This is a genomic window from Negativibacillus massiliensis, from assembly GCF_900148495.1.
In the GTDB taxonomy this organism is placed as follows: Bacteria; Bacillota; Clostridia; order Oscillospirales; family Ruminococcaceae; genus Negativibacillus; species Negativibacillus massiliensis.
Genome location: NZ_FTRU01000007.1, coordinates 204,772 through 216,901, shown reverse-complemented (window position 1 = coordinate 216,901; position 12,130 = coordinate 204,772). Strand labels below are relative to the sequence as shown.

Genomic DNA, 12,130 nt, shown 5'->3' with positions numbered 1-12,130 from the left:
GACAAACCGATGAATAAGAAGAGTAAAAACAGCAAAAGCTGTCTGTCAGAGAGCTGCCGCAGGTGAAAGTGCAGTGTCAGTGGCTGTTTTGAATGGACTTATGAGGGCGGCCCGAACAAACCTTTATTTTAGTAGGCGTCGACGGAACCTGCACCGTTATCACAGCAGAGAAGATTCGGAACCTTGTTCCTGATCCTTAAAGTGGGTTTAACAAAACCAATTTGGGTGGCACCACAGGAGAAAGCTCTTGTCCCTGTTTTCCGACAGAATACTGTCCGGAAGACGGGGATTTTTTGTTTGCACGAAAACCAAAGGCTTCACACCGAAAGCAAACAAAAGTTTTCGTCCACCTTTTCCAAAAGGTGGTGGGTTTCAAAAGGGCAAAGCCCTTTGACGCACTCCGCAGAGTGCGGAACTTTATCCGTGTAAGCGCATTTTCAGAAGTTTGAAACCCTTTTGCAAGTGAAAAGGGTTTCAAGAGCCAATTGCAATCACAGACTGTCCTCAAAAATTATCCAGTGGATGATTTTTGACAGTAGAAACTTGCTTCTGACTAAATCTGCCTGCATCCGCAGACAGGGTACTGCCGTACCAAATCGCTGATTTTACTTTGTGCCCCGAACGAATTTTATATTTTTTATTGTTAAGTGTCACAGGGGCGTTGCCCCCGTACCCCCACGAGCTTTTTGTAAAAAGCTCGACCAAAAACTTTTATTCACCTTCGGTGCAACCATCAATTCACGAAAAACTTTGATTCATTTGATACAATCAGGAGGTCACAATCATGGAAAACACAAATCCAAATACTACCCCAAAACCAGAACGTAAACCGGTCATCTTCTCCGGTATCCAGCCAACCAGCGGTGCCTTCACCCTCGGCAACTACCTCGGAGCAGTCAAAAACTGGGGCAAACTTCAGGACGAATATAACTGCGCTTACTGTATCGTAAACCAGCACGCAATCACCATCCGTCAGGACCCACAGGCCCTCAAGAAAAATACCCTCTCTGCTTACGCTCTGATGCTTGCCTGTGGCATTGATCCGAAAAAGAGCATCGCTTTCATCCAGAGCCACGTTAAGACCCATGCAGAACTGGCTTGGGTTTTAAACTGCTACACTCAGTTCGGCGAACTTTCCCGTATGACCCAGTTTAAGGACAAATCCGCGAAACACGCTGACAATATCAATGCTGGATTGTTCACCTATCCTTCCCTGATGGCAGCAGATATCCTGCTGTATCAGACCGATCTTGTTCCTGTTGGCGCTGACCAGAAACAGCATCTGGAACTGACCCGCGACATTGCAAACCGCTTTAATGGTCTGTACGGCAACGTATTCCGCATTCCAGAAGCATACATTCCAAAGACTTCCGCAAGAATCATGTCTTTGGCTGACCCAACCAAGAAGATGTCCAAATCCGATGAAAATGTCAAAGCAACCATCTTCCTGCTCGACCCACCGGAAACCATCATCAAAAAGTTCAAGAGCGCTGTTACCGACTCCGAGGCTGAGGTCGTTTACCGTGAAGGCAAAGACGGCATCAACAACCTGATGTCCATCTACAGCTCGGTTACCGGCAAGAGCTTCGAAGAAATTCAGAACGACTTTGCTGGCAAAGGCTACGGTGACTTTAAACTTGCAGTCGGTGAAGCTGTTGCTGACGAACTGCGCCCGATTCAGGAAGAATACAACCGCCTGATGAACGACAAAGCATATCTGGAAGCATGCTACAAAGAAGGTGCAGAAAAAGCATTGATGATTTCTCAGCGCACCCTCGACAAAGTTTACAAGAAGATTGGCTTCTTGCCGGCAGCAAAATAGGCAGAGGGAGACACCATGACTGAGAAATTATATGATCTAAACAGCTATGTAACAGAATGTGATGCTAAGGTTCTCTCCTGCGAAAAGGCAAAAAAGAATGGAATCGAAGGCTTTGCAGTTTCCCTTTCCCAGACCTGCTTCTTCCCGGAAGGGGGCGGTCAACCGGCAGATGTTGGAACCATCACCGCAGGAAATGAATCTGTGCGCGTGCTTTATACCTATGAACAGGGAGAAGACATCTTCCACCTGTGTGACAAAACACTGGAGGTTGGCATTCAGGTTCATGCTGCTATCGACTTTGCTCCCCGATTTGCCAATATGCAGATCCACAGCGGCGAACACATCCTTTCTGGTGTCATCTTAAAAGAGATGGGGCTGCACAACGTAGGATTCCACATGGGACACGAGTTTAACACCATCGACCTTGACGGTGAAATCACACCACAACAGGCACGCGAACTGGAAGCAAAGGTAAACGCAATCATCTGCGAAAATCGCCCGGTCTTTGTCAGCTATCCTGACAAGGAAACCTTGCCGACCATTCCTCTCCGCAAAAAACCGGAGGTGGAAAAGCTTCGCGTCGTTGAGGTTCAAGACTGTGACTGGTGCGGCTGCTGCGGCACCCACGTTGCTCATACCGGAGAGATCGGGCTGCTAAAAATTCTGGATGTTCAGCGCTACAAAGGCGGCACAAGGGTTACTTTCCTGTGTGGCGCGGCAGCACTTGCCGACTGTTCAGACAAATGCCAGAACCTTAAGAACATCTGTGTCTCCCTCTCCTGCAAGCCACAGGAAGCTTTTTCTAACGTAGAAAAATTAAAGGCAGAGCTTGCTGAAAAGAAACAGGCACTTGCAGCCAAAAACCGTCAGCTGTTCTCTCTCCTTGCAAAACAGCTGTGTGAAAATGCCGAAGCGTTTGGTTCGGACAAGCTGGTATTTTTAATGGACAACACCCTTTCTGCCGACGATCTCAAAGCCTTTGCTGCTCAGATTGCAGCAAATGAAAAGACGGTCGGCACGCTGTTTTCCCAGCAAAACGACACTATCTCCTACGCACTGTGCCGCGCAAAGGATGCTGACTGCGATCTTCGTGCCTTAAGCCAGCACCTGAACAAATCCTTAAACGGCAAAGGCGGCGGCAATCAAGAACTTTGCTGCGGTAAACTGCCGGTATATTCTGAGGAAAAAATCCATCAAACAATAACAGAATTTCTTCTGTAAGCAATAAAAAAGAGAGCCTTAAAAGGCTCTCTTTTTTATTAATAGCACTTTTTGCACGCTGTATAGCCGTTTGCAATTGCCCGTTCCAGTGGAACCTGTGATGGATTTTTCATATTGCTGCATCCGGAATTGCTGTGATATTTGCTGCCGGACTGCGGAATCCATACCATGGAACCCTGTGTATCTGTTGTGTCTGCTGCGCTTGCTGTCGATGCTGCTTGGTTTGCACTGCTTGCCGGTTTACTTGTCTTGGCTGCACTGCTGCTTGTCGATTTTGCTGCTGAACTGTTGCTTTTTGAAGAAGGTCTTGCAGGGTTAAATACATCTGCATCTGCATTTTTGCTAATCGTAAAGGAAACTTTGTTTCCATCCGAAGTGCAGCGAATATCGCCCTGCCAATCTGTGCGGAACAATTTTACCTTTTGTGCTTTCAGGCGATCCAACAGTTCTTTGGTTGGGTGTCCGTCGGTATTTTCTCCTACCGATATTACGGCATACGAAGGTGAAACTTCACTGAGAAATTCCTTGCTGGTGCTGTCGGCACTGCCATGGCAGGCAACCTTCAAAACATCCGCTGAAAGATCCTCTCCTGCTTTTAACAAAGCCTGTTCAGATGTTGTTGTCGCATCACCGGTAAACAGGAAGGATGTTTTTCCATAATCGATGCGCAGCACGATGGAAGTATCGTTTACTTCCTTGCCGCTGTTAAGACCTAAGATTGTAACATCGGCACTTCCAAGCGAATATTCAGAACCAGCCTTCGGGACAGTAATGCCGCCGCCCCGTTTTTTCGCAGAAGCTGCAAAATTCTGGAATGCCTGTGTATTAAAGGAAGTTACCGGACAAAGTGTTTTGTCTGCCGTTGTGTACTGATAAGCGCCCACTAGTCCGCCAACGTTATCTTCATGCGCATGGGTCGCAACCACCATATCCAGCTTTGGAACCTTCTCTTCTTTTAATGCCGCATAAATTTCATCTGCTTCAGACTTTTTGCCGCCATCAATCAGCATATATTTGCCATCACACTGCACTAAGGCTGCATCTGCCTGACCAACATCAAGAAACTGAATGGAAAATCCTGGCTTGGTCTGGGCTGCCACTGCGTTTATATTTGTCAATGTAACAACAAACAGCAGGGAAAGAAACCATGATGCCATACGTTTTCCAAATGTCCTTTTCCTCATTGTTCAACTTCCTTTCTTAACATGAGATTACATTCTACGATTCTATTCTATCGGAAAAGGACAAAAAGTCAAGAATAAATTTCCATTTATTTCCACTTTTTTATCTGTCAAAGAATAACAGACCGTGGTGTTTTATTTTCCAATACGAATGTTACTCATGTGCCGATACCCTGTAAATTCCTTCACCTGAGTCCATAAGACGTGCCGTCTCCTGCTCAATCAAAAAGGTATCGTACCGCCGCCCACCTCCGCCATTTCCATTGCTGGAAAGGTAGTCATATCCATAATTAATGTTAATGATTCCGTTTTCTCTCAGCCAGATATCATACACCTTCCAGTGAGCCGGAATCTCTTCCCCATCAATCTGAACAAATCCCTGTGGAAATTGTTGCTGATTCCATTGGGCCAACCTTTGCTCCACCTGCTTTTGCAGTCCGTCAAAATCGGCAAGCTGTTCCCAGCACAATTTCTGTGCACTGTATTCTACAAACTGCATTCCATCCCAGTAAAACCAGTACGGTTTTATCGTGCGTCCTCCCCATACTGTTTTCTGCTCCGCTACAGAATAGCCAACATCCAGAGCACTTGCCGTCCCGACAAAACTGCCGTCCTCCTGCTGAGAGAAATCCGATACTTTACCAATTTCCTGCTCAATTGCTACACCGTCACAAACTATATAAACTACGCTCCGGGCTGTGTCCGATTCCCCCGCTACACAGAAAGCCCTGTCCGAGAGCTCATATGCCCACAGATTCTGCTGTGCTGGACCATACTCGACAAAATTTTCCTCCTGAACCAGAGGGATTTCTTCTCCATCTCCGACAAACCAGAGTTTTAACATTTTTCCTTCTCGACGAAGCTGAAAGGTTTCTTCTGTCCCATTCCCATCAAAATCCTTGGTGACCGATTCAAACACCTCTGCCTGTTGTTCCTGCAAAACTTCGGAAGATACTGCCTGTTCTTTTGTCATCTTACCCTTCTCTGCACAGCTGCAAAAGCACAGACAGACAACCAAAATCAAAAGGATCTTTCTCATCTTTTTCCCTCCTTTTTGTCTAACTTTATTATTTCTCCTTTTATTTCTTTTTGTCAATCCTTTCTTCTACAAAAGAAAAAGCTTCTGACAGCGGTCTTTCAGACCGCGCAGAAGCTTTTGTACTTTATTCGGATTCTACCCGGATCAATCAATCTGGTTTTCGGGCAATAGTATAGATTTCAACCTTGCCATCCACCCATAATGTATGCGTTAAATAGAGCACAACTCCATCATAGGGCGCATGGTAGCAGGAAAGCTCATTTCCCCAGTAATCTCGGATAACACCAATCTGCTGTCCAGCTTTTACAAATTCTCCTTCTCTGACTTGCGGATACCAAAGTCCTTCCGACTGCGGCATCTGATAAATCAGGTCGGTGACCTCATTTGGATGCTCTTTTTGTTCGGGGGCAGAATCTACAACTCCCAGATGTGCCAGAATCCGTAGTACATCGTCTACATCCTCCTGAACCTGCTGTTGTGTCCACATTCCCTGACAGCCACGTTCAATCAAAATCGATGGAATCCCCATCAGACCGGCACAGTTATATGCGCCGCTAACCGCTTGGGACTGTACCATATAAGGAACACTCACCAGCTCTGCCATCCTGCGGGAATGTTGTGTTGTCTGCTCTGTTCCGGCACCGGCATAGTAAACATATGGAGTCAGGCTCTCAAACATCTCCCCGCAGTGCAGGTCGATATAAGCGTCCAGTTTGGGATAAAGCTGCTGTGTCAAAAAGTATGCCAGTCTCTGTGTCAGGCTTCCATCCGGTTTTCCAGGAAACTCCCGATTGAGATTGCACCCATCCTGCGGAACTATTGAAGGAGTTCTTGCTTCAAATCCAAAGCGATTAACCGGGTGCAGGAGCAAGACGGTTCCACAGACCTGTTCCGGCTTTAGCTTCTGGGAGAGCTCGATTGCTGCCTGTATTCCAACATACTCACAACTGTGGATTCCTCCGGTAATCAGTACTGTCTTGCCGGGACGACTTCCACAAATCAGCGTTGCTGGAATCGAAAATCCCGCCTGTTCGATCTGCCACTCGGTACAGACCTTTTCGCCCCTTTTTGCAGAAAGGGTTCCAAATGTCATATCTGGCTGCATAACATCCTCCTTAAAGTCTTTTGCGTCCAGTTTATCGACTTTAAGACCTGATGTCAAGCAAGGAAGTGCTCTGTCAGTTAGTTTTAGCTAACATTAATTTTGCCGCACAACCCCCAACAGCACCATATCCCACAATTCTCCGGCTGCCTCCATCAGCGAATGAACGTCCGAAATCCGCTGTTCTCTTCGGTACTGTTCCACCAGTTTCCAGAATACCGATTCCATTGCTTCCAGATAAATCGAAACATTTTCTTTCTTCAGATTTTCTCTCAGCTCTATCTTCCCGATGGTGCGGTGGAGAAACTGGCGGTTGAGTGCTTCAATCGGTCCACGGATCTCCTCGATCTTTTCAAAAAGGTGTGGCGGTGTACGTAGCAGCGCATTTTCAAAGATGTTTTTAAACGGAGGATGTTCTCCGAAAAAGCTTTCCCGCAGCATCCAAAATTCCTTGAGGGCATGCAGTGCGTCCTTTTTCTCCAACTCTGCCATGTTTTCTTCCAGATACTGCTGCATCATCTGGTACATGTTCTGCACACACAGCAAAAACAGGTCGTCCTTGCCACTATAATAATGGTACATCATTCCCTTGGAAATTCCATGTCTGGTGCAGATATTTTCCATTGTCACCTTGTCATATCCAGACGCGGAAAATTCGGTAATCGCTGCCTGCAAAATTTTTTCCTTGCTCTTTTTCTGGCGTTCCTGTTGTTTCATATTATTCCTTCTCTGCCTTGTTCAGCTCCCCTGCCCATTCAAAGCCTTTCTTTGCTATAAACACAGCGATGATTTCGTTGATAACCGCCGCTGCTGCAATGGTTCCCTGAATAATCTGCGCACATTCCGGTGCCGGTGTGCTCAGAACTGAAACAGCAATTCCGGTAAAGACAAGAGATACACCGGAATGTGGAAGCAGGGTAAAGCCCAGATATTTTTTGACTGTCTTGGGTGCATGGGTGATACTTGCCCCAAAATAAGCACCGCAATATTTTCCAATCGCACGAAATACGATATAAATAAGTGTATAAATTCCTGCGTTAAAAATCAAGTGGTAATCCAGCGGTGCACCCAGATTCAGAATTACGACAATGAGCGAAACCCCGATAATCGAATGCATTGTTTTCATGATTTCGCCCAGCTGTTCCTGCGAAATCATATTGGCAAAAATAGTGGAAAATCCCATTCCCAGCAGCATGAAGTTTAAAACAGGAGTCGGCAGCACCATCTCATTTAAGACCAGCCCGATTCCCGACGAAACCAGAATCATCCCGATCAGAATAAGCAAAGATGCTTTTTGTGTCTGCGCCTTTTGCAGCATTTTTCCTGTAACAAATCCGGTCGCCATTCCAATCAGTACCGGAAGGAAAACCAAAAACATCATGGCAAAAATCGGGATCTCTTTGGTTGAGATATTCGCCGCTACTATTGCGATGACACAGAAAAAGATAAGCGCTCCAACCAGGTCATCCAACGCTGCCATTGGAATCAAGGTTCGTGTAACCGGTCCCGAAGTCTTCATATCACTGACAATGGAGAGGGACGGCGCAGGTGCGGTCGCAAGCGCAATTCCTCCAAACAAAAACGCAAGATATACCGGAATCTGGGAAACCCAGAAAATGATACCAAACACCACACTGACTACCAGAAAGGTTCCTACCGATTCGGTAATAGTTGTCACAATAATCTGTTTGCCTGCTTTTTTGAGCTTGCTCCAAATCAGCTCGGTTCCAATCATCAAACCGACGGTACATTCCAAAATACTTTCCAGCACATCAAACCATCCGCTGTCCAGCACATTGTTGTTGAGAAGCCCCAGCGCGTGCGGCCCTAAAACCATTCCTGTAATCAACCAACCCAAAATGGATGGGAGACGCAGACGTGAAATCAGTTTTCCTGCAAAAAATGCAACAATAACCGCTATCAACAAGCGCAATACATCCAGCATAACCATATTATCTTCTCCTTTTCAATAATAGACGATTTCGTCTGCTTTTTATTATATCAATATTAGACGATATCGTCTATATCTTTTTTGTAAATTCTTTGCTGGATACCGAACAAAAAAGGAAGAGCAAATGCCCTTCCTTTTTTCTCTTGTTTTATCTTGTCAACAGTTCTTTAAGCTGCTGCACCGTATCCACCACAAAGGTGGCTCCGGCCTGCTGCAATTCTCCTTCTGCCGCATAGCCGTAAGCGACACCGATGCTGTCCAGGTGGTGTGCTTTTGCTCCCTGCACATCAAAACACCGGTCCCCGATCATCACCATCTGACCGGAAGATGCTTGACCTTTGGGGTCCAGCTGCCGCAGTGCTTCCTGCACTACCTCTTCTTTTTTGGTACGGCTTCCATCCAATTCACTTCCGACCACCACATCAAAATACTGTGCCACATCAAAATGCTCCAGAATTTTTTTGACAAATACGGTCGGTTTGCTGGACGCTACGGCAAGACGGCAACTGCCTTCCTTGAGCGTTTTCAGCAGGTCTGCCATCCCGTCATAGATTTCATTTTCATACAATCCGACTGTCTGGAATCGTTCCCGATATTTCGCAACTGCCTGCTTTGCCGTTTCAGCATCCATATGATAAAACTGCTCAAAGCTGTCCTGAAGCGGCGGACCAATGAACGGTTCCAGCTTATCATTGTTCGGTTCATGGATGCCAAAATGCTCCAGCGCGTACTGAACGCAGGTGGTAATCCCGACTTTTGGATCGGTGATGGTACCGTCTAAATCAAACAGCAAATATTGATAGCGCATGTTATCTTGTCTCCCCACAATACAAATTCTGATATTCTTCCTTTGTCATCGAATAGCCAACATCATCCAAAAGGCTTCCGTCATAGCGCAGAAATGCTTTTCTCAGGACACCTTCCCGATGAAATCCCAGCTTTTCGATCACTCTGGCACTTCGCTGATTATAGGAAAAGTGGCTGATCGTTACCATCTCAAGCCCTAAATCCTCAAAGGCATGGCGCAGCACCTCTTTTGCCGCCTCGGTCATCAATCCCTGTCCCCAGTATGCTTTGGAGAGAACATACCCCATCATACGGCATTGGTTAAAGTTTCTGCGGCGCTTGCTGTCACGATGCAGACCGATGGAACCAATCACCTTGCCGCTTTGCTTTTCGCAGATTGCCCAGACTTCCCGCTCTTCGATAAAATGATGGAGAATATCGCGGCTTTCCTCCATGCTTTCGTGCGGCTTCCAGCCTGCATGGATTCCAGTATCGGGGTCTTTGCAGTATTCATAAAAGTCTGCAAGATCCTCCATTGTAAAGGCACGCAGAACCAGACGATTGGTGGAAAGTGTCTTCTTTTCTTCCTGACCTTTTCTCTGGAAATATTCTTCCCGCGTTATCGAACAGTCGATGGTATCGTTATCTGTACCATCACTCGATTCATACGCTCCCCGCATAAAAATCTCTTCGGTAAACCCAAGCTTTTGCAGAACCCGTCCGCTGGCTGGGTTGGTGGAAAAATATCCTGCGCTGATAACCAGCAATCCAAGCTCCTCAAATCCGTAGCGCAGCAGTTCTTCTCCCAATTCGGTAGCAAGACCTTTCCCCCAGCATTCTTTGGAAAAGAGGTAACCAATCATCCTTGCTTCGTTCATCTTCATGCGGCGCAGTGGATCTCCGTCCATCCATGCAGCTCCAATCACCCGATGAGTGGTACGGTCACAGACAGCCCACATCGTCGAACATTTGCTGTACTGTTCCAGCGTGTTTTTACTCTCCTCAAGATCTTTACTCACCGAAAAGCCTGCCGGAAGCATAACCTCTTTCTGGCTGCACAGTGCATGGAAGTCATCCAAATCTTCCATGCAAAAAGAACGCAGTTCCATCCTGCGGGTCAAAAGTGTTTTCAGTTGCTGTTTTTCTTCTGCCATTCTTCATACTCCTTCCTACTGATCGAATAACACATCACATCCAAAAGCGCACCATCAAACCGTTCGGTAGCATCGCGCAGCGTTCCTTCCCAGACAAATCCCATCTTTTCCATCACTCTGCCGCTGCGCTGGTTATAGGAAAAGCGGTAGGTACTCACAAGCTCAAGGGAAAGCTCCTCAAAAGCATACCGCAGTACCTCCTGTACTGCCTCGGTCATCAACCCCTGTCCCCACTCCGGTTTTGCCAGCAGGTATCCCAGTACCCGGCATCGGTCAAGACTTCGTTTCCTGCGAAAATCCGGTTCCAGCCAGACCATGCCGATATTTTTCCCGCTTTCCTTTTTGCAGATTGCCCAGGTTTTGTCCTCACTGATTCTTTTTCTCAGTTCTTCGGCACTTTGCTCCCTGTCTTGATGTGACTCTCTACCGCCATGAATTCCCACATCCGGGTCACTGCAATAAGAATAAAAATCGTCCAGATCTTCCATTACAAACCCACGCAAGATCAGGTGCGGGGTCTCCAGCTGCTTCATCTGTTTCCCTCCATTTCTATCCGGATAAATTTTTTTCAGTATACTACAAATCCCCCTGCGGATGCAAGAAAAGGCGGGGGAATCCAGATTCCCTCTCCTTTTTGTCATACAGCTTATTTGGTGTAGTTATCAAAGTATCCCTGAATCAGGATGATTGGAGTGCCCTTGTCGCCAGAACCGGAAGTCAGGTCAGCCAGAGAGCCGATCAGGTCGGTCAGTCTTCTTGGGGTTGTACCCTGGGATACCATCTGACCTTTCAGGTCAGCGTCCTTGTTGCGGATGTAGTCGGAGATTGCTTCCTTGAGTGCATCACCGCTTAAAGAAGCAAAGTTATTGTCTGCAAGATATTTGAGTTTTACCTCGTTTGGTGTACCTTCCAGACCTAGTGTGTAAGCTGGGGAAACAACCGGGTCAGCCAGTTCCCAGATCTTTCCGACTGGATCTTTGAACGCACCGTCACCGTAAACCATAACTTCGATGTTCTTACCGGTTTTTTCCTTCATCAGTGCTGCTACTTCCGAAACGAAAACATCACAGTCTTTTGGGAAGAGTTTTACGGTTTCTTCGGTTGCCTTATTGGAACCGAGCAGACCGTAGTTTGGATTAAAGCCGCTGCCATTTACCGACTCGGTCATGATGTCGTCCAATCCCAGAACAACCGAAGCACCTGCTTTTTTCAGGATGCGTTTGGTGCGGTTTCTGGTGTGAATGTCACAGCAGAGAACCTTGTCTGTGTAGTCCAGGATAGTCTTTGGATTGTTAGAGAGGATGATCTCAACCTCAGCGCCGCTCTCACGGATAAGTTCGGAATAGAACTCGATGTAGTCCACACCGGTGAATGGGTGCAGAACGCGGCCGAACAGCTCACGATACTTCTCTTCAGTCAGAACGTCGCTCCATGGGTTTACACCCTTTTCATCCAGCAGATCTTCGTCGATCAGATGGTTGCCTACTTCGTCAGCAGGGAAGCTGAGCATCAGGACAACCTTCTTTGCACCTCTTGCAATACCTTTTAAGCAAACAGAGAAACGGTTACGGCTGAGAATTGGGAAGATGACACCGATGGTCTCTCCACCCAGTTTTGCTTTTACGTCTGCTGCGATGTCATTGATATGTGCATAGTTTCCCTGTGCGCGGGCAACAACTGCCTCGGTAACTGCTACAACGTCGCGGTCATGGAAGGAAAATCCTTCGCTCTGTCCTGCTGCCAGAACAGAATCTACTACGATCTGTACTAAATTATCTCCTTCTCTGATGATTGGCGCACGCACGCCTCTGGATACGGTACCTACCAGTCTTTCCATAAAAAATCCCTCTTTTTCTTTGATTCAAAAGTCTTTT

The 12,130-nt window shown here is 46.8% G+C and carries 11 protein-coding genes and 1 other annotated feature; of the genes, 2 read left to right on the top strand and 9 right to left on the bottom strand.

Features of this window, described 5'->3' with window-relative positions; translation table 11 throughout:
• Positions 1 to 258, top strand: a binding site (T-box leader).
• Between the two features lie 526 nt (positions 259 to 784).
• Entirely contained in the window at positions 785 to 1,822 is a 1,038-nt protein-coding gene (gene trpS / locus BQ5375_RS03695) for a tryptophan--tRNA ligase (protein WP_022131893.1), read from the top strand.
• Between the two features lie 15 nt (positions 1,823 to 1,837).
• Positions 1,838 to 3,043 carry an alanyl-tRNA editing protein gene (locus BQ5375_RS03690; RefSeq protein WP_022131892.1) on the top strand — a complete coding sequence of 402 codons (1,206 nt, stop codon included), beginning with the start codon at positions 1,838 to 1,840 and terminating at the stop codon, positions 3,041 to 3,043.
• Positions 3,044 to 3,081: 38 nt separating this feature from the next.
• Here the strand turns inward: BQ5375_RS03690 and BQ5375_RS03685 are convergent, their stop codons facing one another.
• From BQ5375_RS03685 to BQ5375_RS03645, 9 genes are all read right to left on the bottom strand, one after another.
• Entirely contained in the window at positions 3,082 to 4,227 is a 1,146-nt protein-coding gene (locus BQ5375_RS03685; protein ID WP_022131891.1) for a ComEC/Rec2 family competence protein, read from the bottom strand.
• Positions 4,228 to 4,378: 151 nt separating this feature from the next.
• Positions 4,379 to 5,263, bottom strand: coding sequence for a hypothetical protein (locus tag BQ5375_RS03680; RefSeq protein WP_022131890.1), 885 nt, complete (start codon positions 5,261 to 5,263; stop codon positions 4,379 to 4,381).
• 148 nt (positions 5,264 to 5,411) lie between these two features.
• Complete coding sequence (locus BQ5375_RS03675) at positions 5,412 to 6,368, bottom strand: M14 family metallopeptidase (RefSeq protein WP_022131889.1); 957 nt, start codon at positions 6,366 to 6,368, stop codon at positions 5,412 to 5,414.
• A 93-nt stretch (positions 6,369 to 6,461) separates the two neighbouring features.
• Positions 6,462 to 7,082, bottom strand: coding sequence for a TetR/AcrR family transcriptional regulator (locus BQ5375_RS03670; protein ID WP_022131888.1), 621 nt, complete (start codon positions 7,080 to 7,082; stop codon positions 6,462 to 6,464).
• 1 nt (position 7,083) lies between these two features.
• Positions 7,084 to 8,316 (bottom strand): cation:proton antiporter, encoded by a 1,233-nt coding sequence (locus BQ5375_RS03665; RefSeq protein ID WP_022131887.1) that lies wholly within the window; start codon positions 8,314 to 8,316, stop codon positions 7,084 to 7,086.
• 148 nt (positions 8,317 to 8,464) lie between these two features.
• Complete coding sequence (locus BQ5375_RS03660) at positions 8,465 to 9,124, bottom strand: HAD family hydrolase (RefSeq protein ID WP_022131886.1); 660 nt, start codon at positions 9,122 to 9,124, stop codon at positions 8,465 to 8,467.
• A gap of 1 nt (position 9,125) precedes the next feature.
• Positions 9,126 to 10,256 carry a GNAT family N-acetyltransferase gene (locus BQ5375_RS03655; protein WP_022131885.1) on the bottom strand — a complete coding sequence of 377 codons (1,131 nt, stop codon included), beginning with the start codon at positions 10,254 to 10,256 and terminating at the stop codon, positions 9,126 to 9,128.
• Entirely contained in the window at positions 10,232 to 10,789 is a 558-nt protein-coding gene (locus tag BQ5375_RS03650) for a GNAT family N-acetyltransferase (RefSeq protein WP_022131884.1), read from the bottom strand. The genes BQ5375_RS03655 and BQ5375_RS03650 overlap by 25 nt, the downstream gene beginning before the upstream one ends.
• Positions 10,790 to 10,902: 113 nt before the next feature.
• On the bottom strand, positions 10,903 to 12,093 hold the full coding sequence (locus BQ5375_RS03645; protein ID WP_022131883.1) for a coenzyme F420-0:L-glutamate ligase: 1,191 nt from the start codon (positions 12,091 to 12,093) through the stop codon (positions 10,903 to 10,905).
• Between the last annotated feature and the right edge of the window lie 37 nt (positions 12,094 to 12,130).

Coding starts and splice junctions, on each gene's coding strand:
- BQ5375_RS03645 (WP_022131883.1), bottom strand. CDS start 12,093: ATGGAAAGACTGGTAGGTACCGTATCCAGAGGCGTGCGTGCGCCAATC.
- BQ5375_RS03685 (WP_022131891.1), bottom strand. CDS start 4,227: ATGAGGAAAAGGACATTTGGAAAACGTATGGCATCATGGTTTCTTTCC.
- BQ5375_RS03675 (WP_022131889.1), bottom strand. CDS start 6,368: ATGCAGCCAGATATGACATTTGGAACCCTTTCTGCAAAAAGGGGCGAA.
- BQ5375_RS03650 (WP_022131884.1), bottom strand. CDS start 10,789: ATGAAGCAGCTGGAGACCCCGCACCTGATCTTGCGTGGGTTTGTAATG.
- BQ5375_RS03690 (WP_022131892.1), top strand. CDS start 1,838: ATGACTGAGAAATTATATGATCTAAACAGCTATGTAACAGAATGTGAT.
- trpS (WP_022131893.1), top strand. CDS start 785: ATGGAAAACACAAATCCAAATACTACCCCAAAACCAGAACGTAAACCG.
- BQ5375_RS03660 (WP_022131886.1), bottom strand. CDS start 9,124: ATGCGCTATCAATATTTGCTGTTTGATTTAGACGGTACCATCACCGAT.
- BQ5375_RS03665 (WP_022131887.1), bottom strand. CDS start 8,316: ATGGTTATGCTGGATGTATTGCGCTTGTTGATAGCGGTTATTGTTGCA.
- BQ5375_RS03680 (WP_022131890.1), bottom strand. CDS start 5,263: ATGAGAAAGATCCTTTTGATTTTGGTTGTCTGTCTGTGCTTTTGCAGC.
- BQ5375_RS03670 (WP_022131888.1), bottom strand. CDS start 7,082: ATGAAACAACAGGAACGCCAGAAAAAGAGCAAGGAAAAAATTTTGCAG.
- BQ5375_RS03655 (WP_022131885.1), bottom strand. CDS start 10,256: ATGGCAGAAGAAAAACAGCAACTGAAAACACTTTTGACCCGCAGGATG.